Source organism: Pseudomonas marginalis, assembly GCF_900105325.1.
GTDB classification, from domain to species: domain Bacteria; phylum Pseudomonadota; class Gammaproteobacteria; order Pseudomonadales; family Pseudomonadaceae; genus Aquipseudomonas; species Aquipseudomonas marginalis.
In genome coordinates this window covers 475978-501109 of the sequence record NZ_FNSU01000004.1, presented here as the reverse complement: position 1 = coordinate 501109, position 25132 = coordinate 475978, and the positions used below count along the sequence as shown (strand labels likewise).

20 protein-coding genes and 1 riboswitch are annotated in these 25132 nt (G+C 61.8%); of the genes, 9 read left to right on the top strand and 11 right to left on the bottom strand.

The window, feature by feature from the left end; genetic code table 11:
• The first annotated feature begins 138 nt into the window (after positions 1-138).
• The 3 genes from BLW22_RS32820 to asd are packed head-to-tail and all read left to right on the top strand — an operon-like array spanning position 139 to position 3425.
• Complete coding sequence (locus BLW22_RS32820; RefSeq protein WP_074848578.1) at positions 139-1674, top strand: HDOD domain-containing protein; 1536 nt, start codon at positions 139-141, stop codon at positions 1672-1674.
• Positions 1675-1732: 58 nt separating this feature from the next.
• Entirely contained in the window at positions 1733-2548 is an 816-nt protein-coding gene (locus BLW22_RS32815; protein ID WP_065946609.1) for a rhodanese-like domain-containing protein, read from the top strand.
• A gap of 16 nt (positions 2549-2564) precedes the next feature.
• Positions 2565-3425 (top strand): archaetidylserine decarboxylase, encoded by an 861-nt coding sequence (asd, locus tag BLW22_RS32810; RefSeq protein WP_074848576.1) that lies wholly within the window; start codon positions 2565-2567, stop codon positions 3423-3425.
• A gap of 49 nt (positions 3426-3474) precedes the next feature.
• Here the strand turns inward: asd and serB are convergent, their stop codons facing one another.
• Positions 3475-4689 (bottom strand): phosphoserine phosphatase SerB, encoded by a 1215-nt coding sequence (serB, locus tag BLW22_RS32805; RefSeq protein WP_065925636.1) that lies wholly within the window; start codon positions 4687-4689, stop codon positions 3475-3477.
• A 133-nt stretch (positions 4690-4822) separates the two neighbouring features.
• Here serB and BLW22_RS32800 point away from each other — a divergent pair, with 133 nt between their 5' ends.
• Complete coding sequence (locus BLW22_RS32800; protein ID WP_027604913.1) at positions 4823-6355, top strand: AhpA/YtjB family protein; 1533 nt, start codon at positions 4823-4825, stop codon at positions 6353-6355.
• A 240-nt stretch (positions 6356-6595) separates the two neighbouring features.
• On the opposite strand, the gene BLW22_RS32795 is transcribed toward BLW22_RS32800, so the two are convergent.
• The 5 genes from BLW22_RS32795 to BLW22_RS32775 all read right to left on the bottom strand — a co-directional run bounded on the left by BLW22_RS32795 (position 6596) and on the right by BLW22_RS32775 (position 13380).
• Positions 6596-7306, bottom strand: a complete 711-nt coding sequence (locus tag BLW22_RS32795; protein WP_027604914.1) for a PqiC family protein — start codon at positions 7304-7306, stop codon at positions 6596-6598.
• 173 nt (positions 7307-7479) lie between these two features.
• Positions 7480-9744, bottom strand: coding sequence for a DNA topoisomerase IV subunit A (gene parC, locus BLW22_RS32790; RefSeq protein WP_065925637.1), 2265 nt, complete (start codon positions 9742-9744; stop codon positions 7480-7482).
• A gap of 73 nt (positions 9745-9817) precedes the next feature.
• Positions 9818-10813 (bottom strand): esterase-like activity of phytase family protein, encoded by a 996-nt coding sequence (locus BLW22_RS32785; protein WP_065946612.1) that lies wholly within the window; start codon positions 10811-10813, stop codon positions 9818-9820.
• On the bottom strand, positions 10813-12717 hold the full coding sequence (gene parE, locus BLW22_RS32780) for a DNA topoisomerase IV subunit B (protein ID WP_027604917.1): 1905 nt from the start codon (positions 12715-12717) through the stop codon (positions 10813-10815). Before parE ends, BLW22_RS32785 begins: the two co-directional genes overlap by 1 nt.
• A gap of 54 nt (positions 12718-12771) precedes the next feature.
• Positions 12772-13380: a YqiA/YcfP family alpha/beta fold hydrolase gene (locus tag BLW22_RS32775; RefSeq protein ID WP_065925639.1), complete on the bottom strand. Its 609-nt coding sequence runs from the start codon at positions 13378-13380 to the stop codon at positions 12772-12774.
• 154 nt (positions 13381-13534) lie between these two features.
• On the opposite strand from BLW22_RS32775, the gene BLW22_RS32770 reads away from it, so the two are divergent.
• The 3 genes from BLW22_RS32770 (at position 13535) to BLW22_RS32760 (ending at position 17037) form a co-directional block, all read left to right on the top strand.
• On the top strand, positions 13535-14443 hold the full coding sequence (locus tag BLW22_RS32770; protein ID WP_065925844.1) for a LysR family transcriptional regulator: 909 nt from the start codon (positions 13535-13537) through the stop codon (positions 14441-14443).
• Between the two features lie 218 nt (positions 14444-14661).
• Positions 14662-15978, top strand: coding sequence for an MFS transporter (locus BLW22_RS32765; RefSeq protein WP_065925640.1), 1317 nt, complete (start codon positions 14662-14664; stop codon positions 15976-15978).
• 75 nt (positions 15979-16053) lie between these two features.
• Positions 16054-17037, top strand: a complete 984-nt coding sequence (locus tag BLW22_RS32760; protein WP_074848574.1) for a M14 family metallopeptidase — start codon at positions 16054-16056, stop codon at positions 17035-17037.
• 11 nt (positions 17038-17048) lie between these two features.
• Here the strand turns inward: BLW22_RS32760 and cpdA are convergent, their stop codons facing one another.
• The 3 genes from cpdA to BLW22_RS32745 all read right to left on the bottom strand — a co-directional run bounded on the left by cpdA (position 17049) and on the right by BLW22_RS32745 (position 19016).
• Entirely contained in the window at positions 17049-17861 is an 813-nt protein-coding gene (gene cpdA / locus BLW22_RS32755) for a 3',5'-cyclic-AMP phosphodiesterase (protein ID WP_074848572.1), read from the bottom strand.
• A gap of 97 nt (positions 17862-17958) precedes the next feature.
• Complete coding sequence (locus tag BLW22_RS32750) at positions 17959-18408, bottom strand: DUF1249 domain-containing protein (RefSeq protein WP_017526444.1); 450 nt, start codon at positions 18406-18408, stop codon at positions 17959-17961.
• Positions 18399-19016 carry an NUDIX domain-containing protein gene (locus BLW22_RS32745; RefSeq protein ID WP_027604920.1) on the bottom strand — a complete coding sequence of 206 codons (618 nt, stop codon included), beginning with the start codon at positions 19014-19016 and terminating at the stop codon, positions 18399-18401. Before BLW22_RS32745 ends, BLW22_RS32750 begins: the two co-directional genes overlap by 10 nt.
• A gap of 193 nt (positions 19017-19209) precedes the next feature.
• Between BLW22_RS32745 and BLW22_RS32740 the strand changes: the two genes are divergently transcribed.
• Positions 19210-19956, top strand: coding sequence for an RsiV family protein (locus tag BLW22_RS32740; RefSeq protein WP_027604921.1), 747 nt, complete (start codon positions 19210-19212; stop codon positions 19954-19956).
• Here BLW22_RS32740 and cytX read toward each other — a convergent pair.
• Complete coding sequence (gene cytX / locus BLW22_RS32735) at positions 19925-21202, bottom strand: putative hydroxymethylpyrimidine transporter CytX (RefSeq protein ID WP_074848570.1); 1278 nt, start codon at positions 21200-21202, stop codon at positions 19925-19927. The genes BLW22_RS32740 and cytX overlap by 32 nt on opposite strands.
• A 117-nt stretch (positions 21203-21319) precedes the next feature.
• Complete coding sequence (thiC, locus tag BLW22_RS32730; RefSeq protein ID WP_065925644.1) at positions 21320-23224, bottom strand: phosphomethylpyrimidine synthase ThiC; 1905 nt, start codon at positions 23222-23224, stop codon at positions 21320-21322.
• 149 nt (positions 23225-23373) lie between these two features.
• A riboswitch (TPP riboswitch) is annotated at positions 23374-23479 on the bottom strand.
• A 196-nt stretch (positions 23480-23675) separates the two neighbouring features.
• Between thiC and BLW22_RS32725 the strand changes: the two genes are divergently transcribed.
• Positions 23676-25115, top strand: coding sequence for a TolC family outer membrane protein (locus BLW22_RS32725; protein WP_027604924.1), 1440 nt, complete (start codon positions 23676-23678; stop codon positions 25113-25115).
• Positions 25116-25132: the final 17 nt, after the last annotated feature.

The window sequence follows — 25132 nt, the reverse complement described above, 5'->3', positions numbered from 1 at the left end:
ATGGACATATTTGGGGGAACTGGAAAACTCTTGTTCTACTTATCGGCAAAACTGCGCCAGACTATAGCCCGTTAAGGCGAAAAGCCAGTTCGGCCCGCTCCGGGTGTGTTGACCGCAAGTGATGATCGCGCCCCAATCATGGCTAATGAAACGACAGTCCCAACTGCAAAACCTGCTTCTCTAGCCGCTTGGATCAAGCGCCTGGACGAAGTGCTGCTGCCTGTTCCACAGGCCAGCCATGACCGCGTGTGCAAAGCCATCCGCGATAGCCGCAGTTCGTTGCGAGATATTGCCGAGCTGATGCAAAACAGCCCGGCCCTCGTACTCAGCGTCATGCGCGAGGCCAACAGCCACACCCATGGCAGCCTGACGGCGCCGGCGGAAAACCTCGAAGTGGCGCTTAACCGCCTGGGCCTCAAACGCGCCGAGGAACTGCTGGCACGCCTGCCGTCAGTGCCGGCCCATGAAATTCCCGTAGCGCTGCGCCAGTTGCTGCTGGTCAGCCAGCACGCCTCGCAACAAGCCAATGGATTGTTCGGCAGTCGCCTGGCGCGGCTGTGGCAGGACATTCATTGGGGCAGCCTGCTGTTTCTTTCACCGCTGTGGCCGATGGCCGTTGCCTACCCCAAGCTCCTGGAAGAATGGGAACTGCGGGTCATCCACAAGGGCGAGTCGGCACGCAAGGTCGAACAGGCATTGTTCGGCGTGCGCCTGCTGGACCTGTGCCTCGGCCTGACCGAGACCTGGCACCTGCCGATCTGGGTGTCCCAGGGGTATACCTTGCTGCGGACCGAGCAGCGCTTGCTGGTCAAGGCCCTGCACATCGCCCGCGAAGACGACCCTCTTCGTCACCAGCAATTGCTCGACGCCGATCCCAACCTGCGCCGCTGGTTGAATCAGCCGGCCAATACGGTACTGCTGGCCAACGGCCTGGCGATGTCGGCCCAGGAGTCCTGGACCTGCCCGCACACCCAGCGCTGGCAATACCTCACCGCGTTGTACCTGCAACAGCCCCTGGGCGAAGTGCAGCAACAGGTCCACCAGCAAGCCGTCACCAGTGCCCGCGACACCTTGATGCCCGATCTCTGGCACCCGGCGCTGTCGCTGATCTGGCCGTGGCATGTACACAAGATTCATCGCGGCCTGTTACCGGCACCACCGCCCACCGCCGAAGCCCTGGCCGTCTGGCGCAAGCGTTGTACCGAACTGCTGGTGGAGCCGAGCCGTTTTGCCAACGCCATGCATTTGACCACGTGCGCCAAGGAAGCCCTGGTGGCCAGCGGCATGCAGCGCGTCCTGATATTTATGGCCGATCGAGCCCTGAGCACCTTGCGTGTGCATCAGGCCGACGGCCTGCCAAAGGACGCCGCCAACCTGAGCCTGGATGTGGTCAACAGCACGCTGCTGCAGCGCCTGCTGGAAAAGTCCGCCCAGGTGCGCCTCACACCGGAAAACCACGCCCAGTTCTCGGCACTGCTGCCGCCGATCCTGCGCCGCCTGTTCACCGGCGAGCACCTGTTATTGCGCTCCATGAGCTGCAACGGTCGGGTGGTGATGGTGATGGTCGCCGACCAGGGCGGCGGGCCGTTCTCGGAAACCACCGTGCAGGCCTTCGGTAAAACTGCCCAATGCATCGAGAAAGCCCTGCACAGCTTTACCAACCGCAGCGCTTGATGCTTGCGCTACAATCGCCGTCCTTTAATCGCCAACATTCGTGCCCAGGAGACCTCACATGCCTGACTTCTCTGGCTTGCCGCTGGTGATCGAATCCAGTGACCTGCTCGCTCAACTGGATGCCGAACACCTGATTCTGGTGGACCTCACCAGTGCCGCCCGCTACGCCGAAGGGCACATCCCCGGCGCGCATTTCGTTGACCCCAAGCGCACCCAGCTGGGCCAGGCGCCGGCACCCGGCCTGCTGCCCGGCAAGGCCGAGCTTGAGAAACTGTTCGGCGAACTGGGCCACACGCCCGACGCCACCTACGTGGTCTATGACGACGAAGGCGGTGGCTGGGCCGGGCGTTTCATCTGGATGCTCGATGTGATCGGCCACCAGAAATACCACTACCTGGATGGCGGCCTGCTGGCGTGGCTGGAGGGCAAGCACCCGCTCTCCACCGACGTGCCCGTCCCGGCCGGCGGCCCGGTCAGTCTTACGCTGCACGATGGCCCCACCGCCACCCGCGAATACCTGCAAAGCCGTCTTGGGGCTGCCGACCTGGGCATCTGGGATGCGCGTGGCCCGCTGGAATACTCCGGCGAGAAAGTCCTCGCGGCCAAAGGCGGCCACATCCCCGGCGCGGTGAATTTCGAGTGGACTGCCGGCATGGACAAGGCGCGCAACCTGCGCATTCGCCGCGACATGCCGCAGATCCTCGAAGACCTCGGGCTGACCAAAGACAAAGAAATCATCACCCACTGCCAGACTCATCATCGCTCTGGCTTCACCTACCTGGTGGCCAAGGCGCTCGGTTATCCGCGAGTCAAAGGTTATGCCGGTTCCTGGGGCGAATGGGGCAACCACCCCGACACCCCCGTCGAGATTTAAGGTTTAAGGACAGTCAATGAAAAAGCAGTTGTTTATCCTCAGCCAGTACCTGCTGCCGCACCACCTGCTGTCGCGGTTGGCCGGCTGCATCGCCGAGTGCCGCGTGCGCTGGTTCAAGAATGCCTTCACCACGTGGTTCGCCAAGCGCTATCAAGTGGACATGTCCCAGGCCCTGGTAGAAGACGTGACCGCTTACGAGCACTTCAACGCCTTCTTCACCCGCGCCCTGAAAGACGGTGCCCGCCCACTCGACCAGAGCCCTGGCGCAGTGCTGAGCCCAGCCGATGGCGCAGTCAGCCAGCTTGGCCCCATCGAGCACGGTCGTGTGTTCCAGGCCAAAGGCCACAGCTTCAGCGTGCTGGAACTGCTGGGCGGCGATGCAGCGGTCGCTGCGCCGTTCATGGGCGGCGATTTCGCCACCATCTACCTGTCGCCGAAAGACTACCACCGTGTGCATATGCCACTGGCCGGTACCCTGCGTGAAATGGTCTACGTGCCTGGGCGGATTTTCTCGGTGAACCAGACCACCGCCGAAAACGTGCCGGAGTTGTTCGCGCGTAACGAGCGTGTTGTCTGCCTGTTCGACACCGAACGCGGCCCGATGGCCATAGTATTGGTCGGTGCGATGATTGTGGCGTCGATTGAAACCGTATGGGCCGGCCTGGTGACTCCGCCGAAGCGCGAGCTGAAAACCTTCCGCTATGACGAAGCTGCCCGCGCGCCGATTCACCTGGAGAAGGGTGCGGAATTGGGTCGCTTCAAGTTGGGCTCCACTGCGATCGTGCTGTTCGGGCCGGATCAGGTGAAGTGGGCCGAAGAACTGGTGGCGGGTTCGCCGGTGCAGATGGGCCAAGGCATCGCTTTACCTAAAGCCTGACGCCGAACCCAATGTGGGAGGGGGTTTGCCCCCTCCCACATTTAGTCAGTTACAACTGACCGTCGCGGTCGCGAAAACCCAGCAGATACAGCACGCCATCCAACCCCAGGGTAGAAATCGCCTGCTTGGCCGATTGCTTGACCAATGGCTTGGCGCGGAATGCCACACCCAAACCGGCAATTGCCAGCATCGGCAGGTCGTTGGCGCCGTCACCGACCGCAATGGTCTGCTCCAGACGCAAACCTTCCTTGTGGGCCAATTCCTTCAGCAGGTCCGCCTTGCGCTGCGCATCGACAATCGGCTCGACCGCGACGCCGGTCACTTTGCCATCCACCACTTCCAATTCGTTGGCGAACACATAGTCGATGCCCAGCTTGGCCTGCAATTGCTTGGCGAAGTAGGTGAAGCCACCCGACAGGATTGCCGTCTTGTAGCCCAGGCGCTTGAGTTCGGCAAACAGGGTTTCGGCGCCTTCGGTCAGGCGCAGCGACGCGCCGATGGAGTCCAGCACGTTCACGTCCAGACCCTTGAGCAAAGCCAGGCGCTCCTTGAAGCTGGCGCGGAAATCCAATTCCCCGGCCATGGCGCGCTCGGTGATTTCGGAAACCTGCTCACCCACGCCGGCCGCCTTGGCCAACTCGTCGATAACTTCGGCTTCGATCAGCGTGGAGTCCATGTCGAACACCGCCAGGCGGCGATTGCGACGGAAGAGAGAGTCTTCCTGGAAGGCGATATCGACATTCAGCTCCTGGGCCACGCTGAGGAATTCGGCGCGCAGGGCTTGCGGGTCGGCAGGCTCACCGCGCACGGAGAACTCGATGCAGCCCTTGCCCTTGTCGGCCGGGGTGTCCAATGGCATGCGCCCCGACAGACGGTCGATATGGTCGATGTTCAAACCATACTGCGCGGTAATAGAGCTGACGCGCTGCAGCTGTTCGGCGGTGACCTTGCGGGTCAGCAGCGTCACGATATGGCGCTTCTTGCCCTGGCCGGCCACCCACTGCTGGTAATCCGCTTCGGACACCGGGGTGAAACGCACCTGCTGATCGAGCTTATACGCCGTAAACAGGATGTCCTTGAGCACCGATGAGGCCTGCTCGGTGCTGGGGATTTCCACCAGGATGCCGAACGACAGCGTGTCGTGGATCACCGCCTGGCCGATGTCGAGAATGTTCACACCACCCTGGGCCAGAACGCCGGTAATGGCTGCGGTAAGACCTGGGCGGTCTTCACCAGTGATGTTAATCAGGACAATTTCGCGCAAGGCGCACCCCCAGGCTGGAAAAAAACCGCATTCTACCCACTTTCAGTGACCATCGGGCACAGCCAGCGCTTTGCCGGTCTTGGGCCTGTCGCTATACTGCGCGTCAACTTCACGGACCAAGAGCCGAGCTCAAGTGAACCGGCCCACGCCAGTAAAAACCGACAACTTCTTCCTGCTGATCTTCCGGGCACTGCGCCACCGCCGTGTACCGATCGCATTACGCATCGCCAGCCATAACGTGATCCTGGTCGCATTGGCCCTGGTGATCTACGCCTGCGTGATGGGTTTGCAATTCAAGCAGGCCATGCACGAGCAGGCCGACGCCCTGGGCGAGAGCCTGACCACGCAGACCGCCACTTCGGCGACTGAGCTGCTGGTGTCCAACGACATCCTCAGCCTCAACGTGCTGCTCAACAACCTGACCAAGAACCCGCTGGTGGCCCATGCTGCCATCTACAGCGTGGACAACCGCATCATGGCCGAAGCCGGGCAGCGCCCGAAAAACGGCCTGTTGGGCGAAGCCGAAGGCCTGTACCAGAGCAATATCACGTTTCAGGATGTGAAGGCCGGCCAACTGCGCATCAGCCTCGACATGCAGCAGTTCCAGCAGCCGATGACCATCAGCCTGCAAAGCATGGGCATCCTCAGCGCCATCCTGCTGGCATTGGCCCTGGCCCTGAGCCTGCGCCTGGGGCGGCATATCTCCACGCCGCTCATGCAACTGCGCATCTGGCTGCGGGACATCGACGAGCACACCCCGGCAACCGACCGCCAGGATGAAATCGGCGACCTTGCCCGCCAGCTGCACGCCAGCTTCGCCCCGGAACCGGTGGTGCCCGAGGTCGAGCCAGAGCCTGAATACGACGACACCGATTACGACGAAGAGCCCGAGTTCGAAGTGCGCAACCTGCGTGACCCGGGCTTCGACGAGCGTCCGCCGGTGGCGGGCCTCAAGCCGGCACCGCGCCATGCCTTCAAGGCCGAAGAAGACGAGCTGGACGATGAAGACCCCTTCGCCGACCTGCGCGATACGTCAGCCGACAGCCCCGCAATCGCCCCCAAGGCGGCGCCGGTACGCAGCAGCGAGCCGCAGTACAGCGCTGTGCTCGCCGTGCAATTGGGTGCCCAGGACCAATTGCGTCGCCTGCCCCGCGCACGCCTGACCGAACTGCTGGAGCGCTACCGCGACTGCCTCGACCAGGCCGCCTCGCTGTACCAGAGCGAACTGCACACCCTGAACGACGGCAGCACGCTGATGCTGTTCCACAGCGAAGACAGCGGCGAAGATTACCTGACCAATGCGATTTGCTGCGGTGAGTTGCTGCGCGCCCTGGGCCATGAATTGCAGATCGAAGTCGCCGACAGCGGGATCACCCTGCAACTGCAACTGGGCCTCACCGTGGGCGACGACCTGTTCGGCATGAGCCAGATCGACCTGCTGCTGACTGAAAATGCCCAGGACGCACTGGCCTTGTCCCAACACAGCCGCAACCTGCTGCTGGTGGAGCGCAAGATCAGTGAAGACACGCTGATCCGCCAGCGCGCGCGTATCCGCCCGATTGCCAGCCCTGAGGGGGCAAGCTGCGTGGAGCGGTTGATGGAGCCGTATCCATCGATGCTGGAGCGGCAGTTGGCACGGATGCATGAGACCCGCTCCAAGCCCTGAAGCACACCGCCGGACTAATGTCTCCTGTAGGAGCGAGCTTGCTCGCGAAAAACGTCAACGATAACGCGTTGTTCCTGAATGAACGCGGCGCCTGTGAGTTTTTCGCGAGCAAGCTCGCTCCTACAAAAAACATTAGGGCTTGCCCCCTCCCACATTTGGATCTCAACAAGCCTCAAGTAAATCGCACACAAACAAAAGGCCCGCTGATTCAGAGGGCCTTTTGTTTGTGTGGCATTCAGATCAGAACCTGAACACTTCCATATCCGTACGGATCGGCGTAGCCATCGGCATCTTAGGCTTTTGCGGCTCTGCCGGCTTGGCCTGTACCGGGGCCGACTTACGGGGCGCCTCGGCGATGGGGGGCTGGTTGGCCAGGGGCTTGAGGGCCACCGACAACTGCTGCGCCAATTGCTGCAGCAGCACGCCCTGGGCCTGAACCTGGGACGCGGTGGTGCCGGCATGTTCCTCCTGCAGGTGCACGATGCGGTTATCACGCACCTGGCCGCGACGGTCGATCAAGCGCCATTGCGCATCGAGGATCGCCGGTTGCGATTTACCGGAGTCGAGCCGGGTAATGGTCAGCAAGACCTGCACATCCGGGCTGAAGCCGGTTGGTGCGGGCGCCAGGACCACACGCTGGCTGTCCAACTGACCGGCCACCTGACGCAACATCAACTGGTTGATGTCAGACGATAAACTGCCTGCCCAACGACCATCGGTGGAACCTTGCAGGCTTCCATCGTTCTGACGTTGCAGCAGGGTTTCGCGTTGCAGGTAGTCGGCGACGACCACCGGCCCGAGCAAAACGGCCATGCCAGCGGTCTGGGCTGGCTGAGCTGGACTTCCGCTGTCCAGCTGGTACAGCGACACAGGCTGGTGTGTGCTGCAACCCGCCAACCCCAAAAGGCCAGCGAGCATCAAAAATAGAGGAACGCGTGGAGCAGTCATCATCCCATCCAGGTGGCTGCCACAAGGCGAACCACAATGTAATACTAAAAATAACCTAAACACGCTCGGCCACGCCGGCGCTGGAAAGGCCATATCATCCGTGAATATGCGCCATGACTCCAGCGCCAAAGCGTCGATCTACGCTTTAAATCGTAGATCGAGGGCTCTAATACGCCTTAAACCGGCGTTTCCACCAGCAAAGCATCCACACGCTGGAAGCCGCGAGGCAGTTTATTACCGCGACGACCACGCTCGCCCTTGTAGTGTTCGAGGTCGTCGGGGCGCAATGACAACGTGCGCTTGCCGGCCTGGAGCACCAGGGTGGCACCTTCCGGGATCACCGCGATGTCGGTCACGTACTCTTCGCGACTGGCCACCCGCTCGCCGGGAATACCAATAATCTTGTTGCCCTTGCCTTTGCCCAACTGCGGCAGATCGCTGATCTTGAACACCAGCAAGCGCCCTTCGGTGGTCACCGACGCCAGCCAGTTGCCTTCGCGGTCTTCCACCGGACGCGGCAGGATGACCTTGGCGTTGTTCGGCAGGCTCAACAACGCCTTGCCCGCCTTGTTCTTGGCCTGCAGGTCTTCACCCTTGACCACGAACCCGTAACCCGCGTCGGAAGCGATCACATACAGAGAATCGTCATCCGGCAGCAGCACACATTCAAAATTCGCCCCAGGTGGCGGCGTCAGGCGACCGGTCAACGGCTCGCCCTGCCCCCGCGCCGATGGCAAGGTATGGGCCGGCACCGAATAACTGCGCCCGGTGGAGTCAATAAACACCGCAAACTGGTTGGAGCGCCCGGCGGCGGCAGTCTTGAAGCCATCACCGGCCTTGTACGACAAGCCAGTGGCGTCAATATCATGCCCTTTGGCTGAGCGAACCCAACCCTTTTCCGACAGAACGACGGTAATTTTCTCGTTCGGCAGCAGTTCGGTCTCTGTCAGCGCCTTGGCTTCGGCACGTTGCACGATTGGCGAACGGCGGTCGTCGCCATAGGTTTCGGCGTCCTTGATCAACTCGCTGCGCACCAGCTTCTTCAGCTTGGCTTCGCTGCCCAGCAGGGCTTGCAGCTTGGCTTGCTCCTTGAGCAGCGCGTCCTGTTCGTCGCGCAGCTTCATCTCTTCCAGGCGTGCCAACTGACGCAAGCGGGTGTCGAGGATGTAGTCGGCCTGGATCTCGCTCAGCTCGAAGCGCGCGATCAGCTCAGCTTTCGGGTGCTCCGCGGTACGGATGATGTGGATCACTTCATCCAGGTTGAGGTAGGCAATCAGCAAGCCGTCCAACAGGTGCAGGCGCCGTTCGACCTTGTCGAGGCGGAACTGCAGGCGGCGGCGTACGGTTTGTATCCGGAACTCCAGCCACTCGACCAGCAGGTTGCGCAGGTTTTTCAACTGCGGCTTGCCGTCCAGGCCGATGATATTGACGTTGACCCGGTAGCTGGACTCCAGCTCAGTGCTGGCAAACAGATGCTGCATCAGCACTTCGTGGTCGACCCGGCTGTTAGTCGGGATGATCACAATACGGCATGGGTTTTCGTGGTCGGACTCGTCACGCAAGTCAGCGACCTGGGGCAATTTCGACGGCTTGGCCTGCATCAGCGCGGCAATCTGTTCCAGCACCTTGGCACCGGACACCTGGTGCGGCAGGGCGGTGACGATAATGTCGCCGTCTTCGATGTGATACACGGCGCGCATGCGCACCGAGCCCTTGCCGGTTTCGTACATCTTCAGCAGGTCGGCGCGCGGCGTGATGATTTCCGCTTCGGTCGGGTAATCCGGGCCCTGGATATGCTCGCACAGCTGCTCGACCGTGGCCTTGGGCTCATCCAGCAAGCGTACGCATGCGGTGGCGACTTCGCGCAGGTTATGCGGCGGTACGTCGGTGGCCATGCCGACCGCGATACCGGTGGTGCCATTGAGCAGGATATTCGGCAAACGTGCGGGCAACACCAGGGGTTCGTCGAGAGTACCGTCAAAGTTCGGTCCCCAGTTCGCGGTACCCTGGCCCAGTTCGCTGAGCAACACTTCCGAATAGCGCGACAGGCGCGCCTCGGTGTAACGCATGGCCGCGAAGGACTTGGGATCATCCGGCGCACCCCAGTTACCCTGGCCGTCGACGAGGGTGTAGCGGTAGCTGAACGGCTGGGCCATCAGCACCATGGCTTCGTAGCACGCCGAATCGCCGTGGGGGTGGAACTTACCGAGCACGTCACCGACGGTACGCGCCGACTTCTTGTGCTTGGAATCGGCGTCCAGGCCCAACTCACTCATGGCGTAGATGATGCGCCGCTGTACGGGCTTGAGGCCGTCGCCGATATGCGGCAATGCACGGTCCATGATCACGTACATGGAGTAGTTGAGGTAGGCATTTTCGGTGAAGTCAGCCAGCGACCGGCGTTCTACGCCATCTAAGCTGTCTGCGAGGATGTCACTCATGCGGGCCTCATCATTGTTTGGTAAGGCGCAGCGGAAATGCCGCCGCGCCGGATCGATTCAAAAAAGTAGCGGCTCATGGCTGGGCGCTCCAGCCGCCAGCGGGGGCGGCAAAACGATAGACCATGGGGCGTTTTTCACCATCGGCGCGGGGGCCGAAATTATTGTCGATGCCCAGCCAGGCACCGTCTGCGTCCACCACCAGGGCTTCGGCCAGGCCATAGGGCTGGGCGTAACGCCGCTCGGGCGTCAGGGTTTCGTCGGCGAACGACCAGCACAGCTCGACCTTGGCCGTGACCGTATCGCGCCGGCAGATCTGGAACGCATTGCGCTCCAGGGTAAACAGCTTGCCGTTGAACAGTGACAGATCGGCGAAATCCTTGGACACCGCCTTGGCACCGACGAACTTGGCCGGCTGCATCTCCTGGCCGGCCTCGCTCAGCAACACGCAAGGGCCGTCGCAATCCCACAGGCTTTGCGGGCGCTTGATGGAGATGAGGCCGCGCCGCTCACGCTCCGCAGCCAGCCAGATCTGATTGCCCTCGGGGTTGATTGCCAGGCCTTCGAACAACGCATTGAAGTGCAGCAACATGCCACTGGCCCGGGCTTCACGCACCATGCCCGGGGCGATCTTCAACCATTCAGGCGCACCGCTCACCGGTACTTGCAGCACCGCCGCATGGGCTTCGCTGACAATGTAGCGATTGCCGGCGGCATCGCAGGTGATGCCTTCGAAATCCAGGTCGCCGCCGCGAATGAACGACGCAGCCTTGGTGCGCGAACGCAGCCCCCAGGGCAGCCCGGATTCCGGCACCGGCGGCACATCGATGCTTACCGCTTCGGCTTGCCAGGTCGGCGCACGGGTATCGAGACGGTAGATCTGGTCGTCATCACGATCGGAAACCGTCCACAGCTCCTTGCCACACAGCGCCAGGCCCGACAGGTTCCCGCCGCGCATGCCGTCCACCGGGTGTTCGGACACCAGCTTGAGCTCAGCCACGGGCGCGGCAACTACCGAAGTGGCCACCAGCCCGCTCAACATCAGGATCGCCAGGGCGACACCTGTGCGCATCAGCCCAGGACCTCAGCCAGGTTGCCCTTGGATTCCAGCCAGGACTTGCGGTCCGGCGCGCGTTTCTTCGCCAGCAGCATGTCCATCATTTCCGAGGTGGCGGCGAAGTCTTCCAGGGTCAACTGCACCAGGCGCCGGGTGTTGGGGTCCATGGTGGTCTCACGCAGTTGCGGCGGGTTCATTTCACCCAGGCCCTTGAATCGGGTGACCTGCGGCTTGCCACGCTTCTTCTCGGCCACCAGGCGGTCGAGAATGCCATCGCGCTCGGCTTCGTCCAGGGCGTAGAAAATCTCCTTTCCCAGGTCGATCCGGTACAGCGGCGGCATGGCGACGTAGACGTGACCGGCATCCACCAACGGACGGAAGTGCTGCACGAACAACGCGCACAGCAGGGTCGCGATGTGCAGGCCGTCGGAGTCGGCGTCGGCGAGGATGCAGATCTTGCCGTAGCGCAGCTGGCTCATGTCGGCTGCGCCTGGGTCGACGCCGATGGCCACGGCAATGTTGTGCACTTCCTGGCTGGCAAGGACTTCGCTGCCATCGACTTCCCAGGTATTGAGGATCTTGCCGCGCAACGGCAGGATCGCCTGGAATTCCTTGTCCCGCGCTTGCTTGGCGGAACCACCGGCGGAGTCACCTTCGACCAGGAACAGCTCGGAGCGCATCGGGTCCTGCCCGGCGCAATCGGCCAACTTGCCCGGCAATGCCGGGCCCTGGGTAATGCGCTTGCGCTCGACCTTCTTGCTGGCCTTGAGGCGACGGCCGGCGTTGTTGATCGCCAGTTCCGCCAGGGCTAGGCCCAGTTCCGGGTGCTCGTTGAGCCACAGGCTGAAAGCATCCTTGACCACACCGGAGACAAACGCCGCCGCTTCGCGGGACGACAGGCGTTCCTTGGTCTGGCCGGAGAACTGCGGCTCTTGCATTTTCATCGACAGCACGAACGCAATGCGCTCCCACACGTCTTCCGGCGCCAGCTTCACGCCACGCGGCAGCAGGCTGCGGTATTCGCAGAATTCGCGCATGGCATCCAGCAGGCCCTGGCGCAGGCCGTTGACGTGGGTGCCGCCCTGGGCGGTGGGGATCAGGTTGACATAGCTTTCCTGCACGCTGTCGCCGCCTTCGGGCAGCCACAGCAGCGCCCAGTCGACGGCTTCCTTGTTGCCGGCCAGGCTGCCGCAGAACGGCTCGTTGGGCAGGCGTTCGAAATCACTGACGGAGTCTTCCAGGTAGGAACGCAGGCCGTCTTCGTAGTGCCACTCGACTTTCTCGCCAGTGCCTTTGTCTTCAAAGGTCACCAGCAGGCCCGGGCACAATACGGCCTTGGCCTTGAGCACGTGCTTGAGGCGGCTGATGGAGAATTTCGGCGAATCGAAGTACTTAGGGTCCGGCGCGAAGTACACGCTGGTGCCGGTATTGCGCTTGCCGACGGTACCGATGACCTGCAGGTCGGTGGCTTTGTAGCCATCGGCGAAGGTCATCTCGTACTCGTTGCCGTCGCGCTTGACCTTGACCCGCACCAACGTGGACAGGGCGTTGACCACGGAAATACCCACACCGTGCAAGCCACCGGAGAACTGGTAGTTCTTGTTGGAGAACTTGCCGCCGGCGTGCAGCTTGGTGAGGATCAGCTCGACGCCCGACACACCCTCTTCCGGGTGAATGTCCACCGGCATGCCGCGACCATCGTCGGACACTTCCAGGGAGTGGTCGGCGTGAAGAATGACGTGCACCGACTTGGCGTGCCCGGCCAAGGCTTCGTCGACGCTGTTGTCGATGACTTCCTGGGCAAGGTGGTTCGGCCGGCTGGTGTCGGTGTACATGCCGGGGCGTTTGCGCACCGGGTCGAGGCCCGAGAGGACTTCGATGGCGTCGGCGTTATAAGAGCTAGCGCTGGGAGTGGCCATGGGGTCTCGTCGTGAGTCGTTCGATTAAAAAGTAACCTGCAATTTCCAAGGCAATTACAGTGCCGAGAAATCGAAGGATTGATACTGATCTGCGCCAATGCCGGCAAAACTCAACAATGCCGGTAATTGCCGGGCAAACCCCTGGTAACCATGGTCGCCACCGGCCTGGATGCGCAAGGCACAGGCCCGGTAATACTGCTGGGCGAGGCGATAATCCAGTGTTTCATCGCCGGTCTGCAACCACACCTGGTAACGCGCGGCGTCCTGGGGCGCCGGTACTTCCAGCTCGGCCAGCGCCGTGACATGGTCGTGGGTCAGTTCCCAGGTTTCATCGGTGTAGAGGTTCTTCTGGGTGCCCAGGTAACCGTCGAACATCCGATGGGGGCTGACCGCCGGGTTGACCAGGAGTGCCTTGAGGCCATGGCGCTCGGCAAGATGGGTTGCATAGTAGCCGCCGAGCGAGCTGCCGACCAGCAGCGGCCGCCCCAGCTGGGCAATGGCTTCCTCCAATTGAGGAATTGCCTGACGGGGATGGTGATGCAGGGCCGGCACGCGCAATTGATCAGCCAGGCCCAGGGTGTCCATCACGGTAACCAGCTGGCAGGCCTTGTTGGACGCGGGCGCACTGTTGAAACCGTGGATATACAGGATCGAAGCGGACATGCCGGGGCCTCGCTGGGGCTGCCAAAGAGGCGCAGTTTACAGGGAACAGGGGGCTTGTGGGTGCAGCCGATCGCCGCTGACGGTACTATCTGCGGCCCGGGAACCCGGATATATGGCCGGAGGCCAGTGGCCCGACTTCAAGCGGGGAAACACCATGCAACTTGAATGGCTTGAGGATTTTGTCGAACTGGCGCGCACTCGCAGCCTGTCGCGTGCCGCCGAAAATCGCTGTGTCACGCATCCAGCGTTCGGTCGACGTATCCGGGCGCTGGAAGAATGGGTCGGCACGCCATTGATCGAGCGCAAGCAACCCCTGTCACTGACACCCTGCGGCCTGCTGTTCCTTGATGCCGCCACTCAATCGCTGGAATTGCTGGGCACTGTCAGAGCGCAGTTCAAAAATGACACCCTCAGCCGCGACGAACCGGTGCGCATCGCCACCGGCCGGACCCTGGCTTGTGACTTTTTCCCCGATTGGTACGAGTCATTGCACCCGAAACTGGGCAGCTTTGCGGTGTCATTGCTCACCAGCGGTGCGCAAGAAGCGATCAGCCGGTTGTCCGCCGGCGAGGTTGATCTGCTGCTGAGTTTTTCCAGCCCGCTGACCCAGACGCTGTTGGACCCGGAGCATTTCGACTCCCGAGTACTGGCCAAGGAGGAACTGCTACCGGTCAGCGCCCCGAGCGCCCCTGGGCAGCCGCAACTGCAGATACTCGCCGACAGCAACGCCCTGCCCATCCCTTGGCTGGCCTTCTCACCCACTCTGACACTGCGCAGCGTACTGGCCCGGCATTTGGATCGACTGCCGCAGCGCCTGGCGCTGCGAATGGTTTACCAAGCGGACTCCTATGACGCCATTCTGGAAATGGCCAAGCGTGGCCGGGGGCTGGCGTGGTTGCCGCGCATGGTCGTCAACGACGCGCTGGCATCGGGCGAGCTGCTGATGGCGGGGGGCGCCGAATTTTGCGTCAGTTTCGACGTTTCGCTGCATCGCCTGCGCGCCAACCGGAGCGAGATGGTGATGAGGATATGGACAGCCTTGACCCCCTCCACCACCCAGTAGCCGGATTTACGCGCTCTATCACCGCTGCCGGCAACAACCTGCCGGGTCGTGCCGAAACAGCTCAAATCTGTGCCGAAAGAGCAATTGCCGTTCTGCCGCCTTTGGTTCACTTTCATCCGGGCTTTCACCCATAACAATTAACGCCTTCGATGTCGCCAGGCCGCGCTGCGGTTCGGAGAGTCCGTAGGCCAACAGTGAAACAAACCCGGTGCACACTCATGACAACTCAATCATCCGCCTTATCATCGGCCCGAGCTCCCACCCGGCGCGGCCCATGGAAAGAGATCATCGCTGCCAGCGTCGGCAACGCGCTGGAGTTCTATGACTTACTGATCTATGGCTATTTTGCAGTCGTCATCGGCAAACAGTTTTTTCCGTCCGATAACGAAACCACCTCATTGCTGCTGGCCGTAGGCTCGTTCGGCATTTCCTTTTTGATGCGCCCGCTGGGCGCCATTGTGCTCGGTTCATACACCGACAGAGCCGGACGAAAGGCGTCATTGACGCTGTCGATCATGATCATGCTGGTCGGCACCGCAATGATTACGTTCGCCCCGACCTACGAGCAGATCGGCCTGGCGGCGCCGCTGCTGATCATCGTTGCCCGCATGCTCCAGGGGTTTTCCACGGGCGGCGAATTTGGCGCGGCGACCGCGTTCATGGTCGAACACGCCGACGCCGGGCGACGGGGTTTCTTTGCCAGCTGGCAATTGTCTACCCAGGGGCTGGCAACTGTGCTGGCGGCGGGTGTCAGTGCGATCCTCAGCTATGCGCTGTCGGATGTGCAGTTGAACGATTGGGGCTGGCGTGTAGCCTTCGGCTTCGGCCTGCTGATCGGGCCGGTAGGCTTTTACATTCGCAGACAAATCGATGAAACGCCGGACTTCAAGAAAAACGTAGCCAACGTAGCGGTCAAGACCCCACTGCGGGATGTCCTGATCAAAGGGCACGTCAGCCTGTTGCTGGCTATCGGCGTGGTGGCGGGCGCGACCGCATTCAATTACGTGCATAAGCTGTACATGCCGATCTACGCCTTTAAACAACTGAGCATCACCGCCACGTCGTCCTACCTGGGGGCCCTGATGACCGGCATTACGTTGATGCTCATGGCCCCGATTTTCGGTGGGCTTTCCGATCGCCACGGGCGATTCCGAGTGTTGACCATCGCCTTGTCGATTACCGGACTGTCGTCTTATCCGATGTTCCTGCTGCTCAATATCTTCCCCAGTTTCTCCACGCTGCTGGTCGTGCAAGCGCTTGTCGGCGTATTGATTGCGGCCTGCCTGGGGCCAATCCCGGCAATGCTTGCCGACATCTTCCCAACCAGCATTCGCGGTACTGGGCTGGCGCTGAGCTACAACTTTTCCGTGACCCTGTTTGGTGGTTTCGCCCCGTTGATCGTGACCTGGATGATCGAGGCAAGCGGCAGCAAACTGGCGCCGAGCTTTTATGTGATGGCAACCATTTTGATCAGCGTACTGGCGATCGCCTGCCTGGGCCGGCGCATGCGCAGCGCCCATCCCTGCGCCAGTTAAGGGCCGCGAGTCCCCCCTGCTTGTCGCGGCTCGCCCCCGCGACAAGGTACCCACCTTGAGCCCTCGGAGGCAGACATGAAAACCCTTGAGCAGGTTCGTGCATCACTGACACCGTACCCTGTGGAAGTCGAGTTCCCCGATCTCAGCCAATGGAAAGCCGGCAACTGCGGGATCGACTATGTCCACAGTTTTGACAGCGGCACGCCTGGGCCACATGTGCTGGTCATGGCACTGACCCATGGCAATGAAGTCAGCGGAGCAATCGCAGTAGACGCCTTGCTGCGCAGCGGCGTGCGCCCTCGCAAAGGCCGTTTGTCACTGGCGTTCGGCAATATCGAGGCCTATCACCGCTTCGACCCACACGACATTGACGCCACCCGTTTTGTCGACGAGGACATGAACCGTGTCTGGCTACCATCAACACTGGACGGCGACCGAGACTCCGTGGAACTGCGTCGCGCACGTGAGCTGCGACCGCTGATCGACAGTGTCGACTTGCTGCTCGATATCCATTCGATGCACGAAGAATCCCCACCACTGATGATGTGTGGGGCCTGCGCCAAAGGCCTGAAATTCGCAAAATCGTTAGGCGTACCGGCAACCGTGGTGGTCGACGCCGGCCACGCCAATGGCCGGCGTATGCGTGACTATGGTGGGTTTGGCGATCCCGCCAGCCAAAAAAACGCACTGCTGATCGAGACCGGCCAACATTTTTCTAAAAAAAGCCAACACGTCGCCCTCGATATTGCCGCACGCTTCCTGATGGCGACTGATGCAGTCGCCGAGGCCGACGTCTTGAAGCTCCTGAGCCAGGAAAAGCCGGAGCCCCAGCAATGCCTGCAAGTCACTGAACCGGTGATCGCCCACGGCATGGACTTCCGTTTTACCGATGACTTCCGCGGCCTTGAGCGCATAGCCCAGGCTGGAACAGTGATCGCTCGAGACGACCGGCGCGAGATCGTCACACCCCATGACGACTGCGTGTTGATCCAGCCCTCGCTGCGGCAGTTGGGTCCAGGGGTTACGGTAGTGAGGCTGGCGAAGGTTCTGGATATTTAGCCGCCGAGACGTCAATAGCCGTCACTGCCGTAGTCCACCTGGAAGGCGAAGCCTTCGACCCGCTCCACCCCGGTCTCCAACCGTCCGTCGGCATACAGGCGCAACCAACGATAACCCGGCGCTTGCTCGCTGACCTTGAAATCCTCGCTGCCCGGCGCGAACTGGATGCAGGTGGACGGCGAAGCCAGCAGGCGCACGCCGTTGCGCTCGCGGTCGATCTCCTGGTGCACGTGGCCCCAGAGCACTGCCCTCACCTGCGGAAAACGGTCCAGCACGGCAAACAACGCATCGGGGTTGCGCAAACCGATAGGTTCCATCCACGCACAGCCGATGGGCACCGGGTGATGGTGGAAACACACCAGATGATGGCGGTTCGGGGCTTCGCTCAAGGCTTGAGCCAGCAATTGCAGCTGCGAATCCTGCAGGTAGCCCGGCACCGAGCCCGGCACGGCGGAGTCGAGCAGGGTGATACGCCAGTTGCCGACGTCCACTACGGGCTCCAGCAGGTCACTGTGCGCGGCGGCGTGCACCATAATATGCGGTTCGTCGTGATTACCGGGAATCCAGCGCGCCGGGGCCTTGATCTGCTGAGTCAGGTCACGAAATGCCTGGTAAGACGCCAGCGTACCGTCCTGGGACAAGTCCCCCGTGGCCACTACCAGGTCGATGTGCGGCTGTTGCTGGCGCACCAATCCAATCACCCGCTGCAGGCTCTCACGGGTGTTCATGCCCAACAGCAGGCTGTCGGCCTCGGCAAACAGGTGGCTGTCGGACAGCTGCACCAGCAGCGCAGCATCGGGGTTCAAGGTGGATACGCTCGGCAAGGCGCTCTCCCAAGGCAATCACAGGAATATAGAGTTGGAGCGATTATGCTGGGGCAGGACGCAAAGAGGAAACCCAGGAAGCAGACGCAGTTCACATCTACCGCACGACTTCGAACTCGTGGCCCAGGGCCAGGCAGTGGCTCAACCATTCACCGAGGAACACATTGAGCTGTGCTTTCTCATCGGGCTGGTGCATGAACACATTCGGGTAAGGATAAATGCTGCGAAAGCGCCGCGCATGTTCGGCGCTGATCACTTCGGCCATCCGCGCATCGTGGTACACCTGCACTTCCAGCTGCGGCACCGGCAGCCACGGCAGGCTGTGTTCCTGGCGCACCCGCAGGGTGGTGGTGTACGGGCAATTGACGATGACTTCCAGGGCCAGCACGCCCAGCATCTGGTCGCCATGGGTCACGCCGATGCGGCGCGCCTCCGGGGTGTGGCGCATGTCGGGCAACAGGCGCATCAGCCGCGCATAGTTGGCCTCGCAGGCGGCTTGCAGCCCGATCAGGTCGACTCGATAACGTTCCCGTGCCTTTACTGCCATAACCCCCTCACTTCCGCGCGATTAAGCGCAAGCCATTGCAGGGCGATAATGCTGGCTGCGTTGGAAATCCTGCCGTCGCGCACGGCTTGCAGGGCGTCTTCAAAAGCCCAGACCGTGACGCGGATGTCTTCTGCCTCTTCTTCCAGTCCATGGACACCACCGGCCCCCGAGCTGTCGCAGCGACCCAGGTACAAGTGGACAAATTCGGTACTGCCACCGGGCGACGGGAAATACTTGGTGATCGGCCACAGTGCGGAGAACGTCAGCCCAGCTTCCTCCTCGGCCTCGCGGTGTGCAACCTCCTCCGGCTGCTCATCCCTGTCGATCAGGCCGGCGACCATCTCGATCAACCATGGATTGTCGGTACGGCCCATGGCACCCACGCGAAACTGCTCGTTGAGCACCACTTCATCACGCTGCGGATCGTAGGGCAGAACACACACGGCGTCGTGACGGACGAAGACTTCGCGATTGATCACTCGGCTCATGCCGCCAGCGAATTTTTCGTGGCGCAATTGCACGCGATCGAGCTGGTAGAAGCCCTTGTAGGCATTGTCGCGCTGAACAATCTCGATCGTGCTCGGCGTCGATTTCGCAATGTCTGTCATACCCTTCCTCATCATGTCCGGTGCAATTCGCGCCATCCTAACGCGCTCGTGCCCCTTGGTGCAGCCCCTTTGCGGTTGCCGGGCCAGACGGAGGAGGTCAAACTCACGCTCAATCAGCTTAGTGGCGAACTGACTGCCTTGCTGGTAGTCGAAGCTGCACAATTTCGCTCTTATCGATAGACGAAGGACATCCATGTCGCTTTTAAAAATCGCCTCCGTGGCCTGCATCGCCCTGACCCTCGGCGCCTGCCAAAGCCTGTTCCAACCCAGCTATCGCACACCGCTGGAAGCCACCCGCGACGCCAGCGAGCAGAGCAAGCCGGGCTGCGCCGCCAGCGATTGCCCGCTGGTGAATATCGACACCGTGCACTTTGCCAAGGAACCCAAGCTGGATGCCTTGATCGAACAACGCCTGCTGGAAATGACCCGTACCAACGCGGGCGACCCGCTGCCGTCGAGCCTGGAGTCCTATCGCGAGCAATTCCTCGGCACCGCCGCCCCACGCAACAGCATGTACTTGCAGGCCAAGGTACGGGAGCAGCATGACGGTTTGGTAATCATCGAGCTGTCCAGCTACCTGGACCAGGGCGCCACCCACGGCGAGCCTGGCCGCGCGTTCATCAACTATTCGCGTCAGCAGCAAAAGGCCCTGTGGCTGAGCGATATGCTGCTGCCAGGCAAGGAAGACGCGTTCTGGAAAGCCGCCCAGGTGGCCCACAACAGCTGGCTGATCAGCACCCGCCTGAGCCTGGAACCGGAGTTCGTGAAAACCTACCCGTTCCAGAAAACCCCGAACGTGGCGCTGACCTACGGGGGCGTGATCCTCAAGTACCCCACCAGCACCATCGCGCCGTACGCCCTGGGCCATGTCGAGTTGCAGATCCCCTACTCGCGCCTGGAAGGCATCCTCAAGCCTGAGCTGGTGCCCGCGCGCCGCTGAAGGCCCGTCCCAGGATGAACTGCAACAACCCTGCCAGCACCAGCGCCGGCAGGGTTGCCCCGATGTCCGGGTACAGGTTGGCCAACAGATGATACGTGCCGATGCCACCCAGCCAGGCCACCAGTGCCGGCCAACGCAGGCTGGCGAACGTGCCATGAGCACGACGGCGCAGGATGAAATGATCCACCAGCACCACGCCGAACAACGGCGCAAACACTGAGCCGATCAGCAACAGGAAGTTCTGGTATTGCGCCAACGGGGCAAAACAGGCGATCAGGGTGCAGATCACACCAATGGCCAGGGCCAGGTGCTCGACCTTCACGCGCAACAGCATCCCACTGGACACCGCCGCCGAGTGAATATCGGCAAAGGCGTTTTCCGACTCGTCCAACAGGATCAGCAACAGCGGAATCCCCAGGCCAGCCCCGGCCAGCGCCAGCAACAGCGCATTCACTTCACCACTGGGCGCAAACGCCAGGGTGTAGGCCACGCCCAGGCTCATCAGCCAGAAATTGCCGATAAAGAAGCCCAGCGCCGTGCCGCCAAACACACTCTTGGCGCGCTTGCCGAAGCGTGAGTAATCGGCAATCAGCGGCAACCACGACAGCGGCATGGCGATGGCGATATCAAAGCCGACGGCAAAGGGCATCGAACCGTCACCGGCCCGAGCCCGGAGTGCGCCGAGGTCAGCCTTGGCGAACAGGTTCCAGGTCAGCCACAGGCAGGCCGCCAGCAGCAGCCAGATCCCCCATTTGCGCAGGATCTGGCGTACGAACGTCAATGGCCCGCTGACCGCCAGCAAGGTCGCCAAACCACCGAAGAACAGTGTCCACAGCAACGGGCTGGCCAACAGGCTGCCGTCGCTGAACGTGCGTGCGCCCAACAGGCTGGCGGCATCGCGCATCACAATGATCTCGAACGAGCCCCAGCCAATCAGTTGCAACAGGTTCAGCAACGCCGGCAGGCTCGCACCTTTGGCCCCGAGGCTGAGCTTGAGGGTGGCCATGGCGGACAGCCCGGTGTCGCTGCCGATCACACCGACGGCAGCCAGCAACAGCACGCCGACCAGGGTGCCGAGGAAAATCGCCAGCAAGGAACCGGACAAGCCCAGGCCCGGCGCGAGCAAGGCACCGGTCTGCAGGACCATCAGGCCGATGCCGAGGGAGAACCACAGGGAGAACAGGTCGCGGGCGCCGAAGACGCGCTTGTCTGAGGTGACCGCGACGTCAGGGGAATAAGTGTTCAAATCAGAAGTCTCAAGAGAACATGGTTACGAGCCGCAAGCCGCAAGAAAAAGCAGATTCAGCTTTTAACTTGTAGCTTGCCGCTTGCCGCTTGCCGCTTGCCGCTTGCCGCTTGCCGCTTAAACTTTCTTGTACAACTGACTGCCTTCCTGCTTGAACCGCTCCGCCTGCTCCGCCAAGCCCTTGGCCACGTCCACATCCACCGCGTCAATGCGCTGGTTGGCCGCGTACTCGCGCACTTCCTGGGTGATTTTCATCGAGCAGAACTTCGGCCCGCACATGGAGCAGAAGTGCGCGACCTTGGCCGAGTCCTTCGGCAGGGTTTCGTCGTGGTACGAACGCGCGGTGTCCGGGTCCAGGCCGAGGTTGAACTGGTCTTCCCAGCGGAACTCGAAGCGTGCCTTGCTCAAGGCGTTATCGCGGATCTGCGCGCCCGGATGCCCCTTGGCCAAGTCCGCCGCATGGGCGGCGATCTTGTAGGTGATGATCCCGGTCTTCACGTCATCCTTGTTCGGCAGGCCCAGGTGTTCCTTGGGCGTGACGTAGCAGAGCATGGCGCAACCGAACCAGCCGATCATCGCCGCACCGATGCCGGAGGTGATGTGGTCATAGCCCGGCGCGATGTCAGTGGTCAGTGGGCCGAGGGTGTAGAACGGCGCTTCGTCGCAGCATTCGAGCTGCTTGTCCATGTTCTCCTTGATCAACTGCATCGGCACGTGGCCGGGGCCTTCGATCATGGTTTGCACGTCGTGCTTCCAGGCGATCTTGGTCAGCTCGCCAAGGGTTTCCAGTTCGCCGAACTGCGCGGCGTCGTTGGCGTCGGCAATCGAGCCTGGGCGCAGGCCGTCGCCGAGGGAGAAGCTGACGTCATAGGCCTTCATGATTTCGCAGATTTCGTCGAAATGCGTGTAGGTGAAGTTCTCTTTGTGGTGCGCCAGGCACCACTTGGCCATGATCGAACCGCCACGGGACACGATGCCGGTGACGCGCTTGGCGGTCAGCGGCACGTAGCGCAGCAGCACGCCCGCATGGATGGTGAAGTAATCGACGCCCTGCTCGGCCTGTTCGATCAGGGTGTCGCGGAACAGCTCCCAGGTCAGGTCTTCGGCCGCGCCGCCGACTTTTTCCAGGGCCTGGTAGATCGGCACGGTACCGATCGGCACCGGCGAGTTGCGGATGATCCACTCACGGGTTTCGTGGATGTGCTTGCCGGTGGACAGGTCCATCACGGTGTCCGAGCCCCAGCGAATGCCCCAGGTGAGTTTCGCCACTTCTTCTTCGATGGACGAACCCAGGGCGCTGTTGCCGATGTTGCCGTTGATCTTCACCAGGAAGTTACGGCCGATGATCATCGGTTCCAGTTCGGTGTGGTTGATGTTGGCCGGGATGATTGCGCGGCCACGGGCGATTTCTTCACGCACGAATTCAGGGGTGATGATTTTCGGCACGCTGGCGCCGAAGCTGTGGCCGGCGTGTTGCTGGTCGAGCAGGCCACTGGCACGGGCCTCTTCCAGCTTCATGTTTTCGCGGATGGCGACGTATTCCATCTCCGCAGTAATGATGCCTTTGCGCGCGTAGTGCATCTGCGTGACGTTGGCCCCGGCCTTGGCGCGGCGCGGGTTTTTCACATGGGCGAAACGCAGCGCAGTCAGCTCCGCGTCGCTCAGGCGCTGTTGGCCAAAGTGCGAACTCAAGCCCGACAGGCGCTCGGTGTCGCCACGCGCTTCGATCCACGGCGAGCGCACATCGCCCAGGCCTTTGCGCACATCGATGATCACATTCGGGTCGGTGTACGGGCCGGAGGTGTCGTAGACCACCACGGGCGCATTGATTTCGCCGCCGAAGTCGGTGGGGGTCACGTCCAGGCTGACTTCGCGCATGGGTACGCGAATGTCCGGGCGAGTGCCCTGCACGTAGATTTTTTGCGAGCGGGTAAACGGCTGCACGGAGCCGGAGTCGACCTTGGCCGATTCACTCAAATGCACGGTGTTTTTCAGTTTTGTACTTTTTATTTCTGTGCTCATCACGGGCTCTCCAACTATCCAGGCGGTGGATTTTTTGTCGGAGCGAACCTGTGACGGACGGATGCACTGAAACCAGTGCTGTGCTTGGTGCACGAGGGTTGTTCGAAGGTCGAACAACATCCCGGACGAAGCACAAGAGGACTCGCCGGGGGACGAGAAATCTTGTTCCCTACGCAGGCGTTAACCTGATCAGGTTCAACGGGATCCGGTATTTACCGATCTCAGCCTTCCAACAAGGCACCCCGACAAGAACTCGGCCAGTCTAGACCATGCCGTGGGCAAATTGCCAATAGCGGTGCATTCAGCGTGATGAATGGCGTGATTGCGGGATTGTTGCGCCGAGTCAGCGCCACTACACTCGATTGCCGCCACAATGCTTGACGCCAGGAATGGCCCGTCTTAGCCTTGGGCGTTAAATTATCGCCGTAATATTCACACTAGGGATCGCCTCATGCTGCGCAAACTCTCACTGGCTCTCGCCGTGTCTTGTGCGACCAACGGAATGGTCTGGGCAGCTGAAGCGCCCTTGTCCGCCAAAACTGACCTGGTCAGCGTCTATCAGGAAGCGGTGGATAACAACGCCGACCTCGCTGCCGCCCGCGCCCAATACGGCGCGCAGAAAGAAGTCGTGCCCCAGGCCCGCGCGGGGTTGCTGCCGAACCTGTCGGGCGGTGCCGACATCAATAACGTGCGCACCCAGATCGACACACCCGCCGCCACGGCCAACCGCGACGCCCACTCCTGGCGCGCGACCCTGAGCCAGCCGCTGTTCCGCGCCGATCGCTGGTTCCAACTGCAAGCCGCCGAAGCCACCAACGAACAGGCGGCGCTGCAACTCTCGGCCACCGAACAGAACCTGATCCTGCAAAGCGCCGAGAGCTACTTCGCCGTGCTGCGCGCCCAGGACAACCTGGCCTCGACCAAAGCCGAGGAAAATGCCTTCAAGCGCCAGCTGGATCAATCCAACGAGCGCTTCGACGTGGGCCTGTCGGACAAGACCGATGTGCTGCAATCCCAGGCCAGCTATGACACTGCACGGGCCAACCGGATCCTGGCCCAGCGCCAGGTGGACGATGCCTTTGAAGCGCTGATTACCCTGACCAACCGCCAGTACAACTCGATCCAGGGCATTGTCCACACGCTGCCGGTGTTGCCACCGCTGCCCAACGACGCCAAGGCCTGGGTCGAGACCGCCGGTCGCCAGAACCTGAACCTGCTGGCCAGCAACTACGCCGTCACGGCCGCCGAAGAAACCCTCAAGCAGCGCAAGGCCGGCCACGCGCCGACCCTGGACGCCGTCGCACAGTATGAAAAAGGTGACAACGACGCCCTTGGCTTCAGCAACCCGAATGCCTTCGGCACGCCGTACCGTGGCGATGTGGAGCAGCGCACCATCGGCCTGCGCCTGAACATCCCGATCTACAGCGGCGGCCTGACCAGCTCGCAGGTGCGGGAGTCGTATTCGCGCCTGGGCCAGACCGAGCAGCAACGCGAAGGCCTGCGTCGCCAGGTGGTGGAAAACACGCGCAACCTGCACCGCGCGGTAAACACCGATGTGGAACAGGTCCAGGCGCGCCGCCAGTCGATCATCTCCAACCAGAGCGCAGTGGAAGCCACGGAAATCGGTTACCAGGTGGGTACGCGCAATATCGTCGACGTGCTGGACTCACAGCGCCAGCTCTACGCGTCGGTGCGCAACTACAACAACAGCCGCTACGACTACATCCTCGACAACCTGCGCTTGAAACAGGCGGCGGGCACCTTGAACCCAGGGGACCTGCAGGACCTGACGCGCTACCTCAAGGCCGACTACAACCCGGATCGCGACTTCCTGCCGCCGGACCTGGCCAAGGCCGCCGCCGAGCAGCTCAAGGCCCGCCCGGGCTACTGAGCACACCACAAAACCAA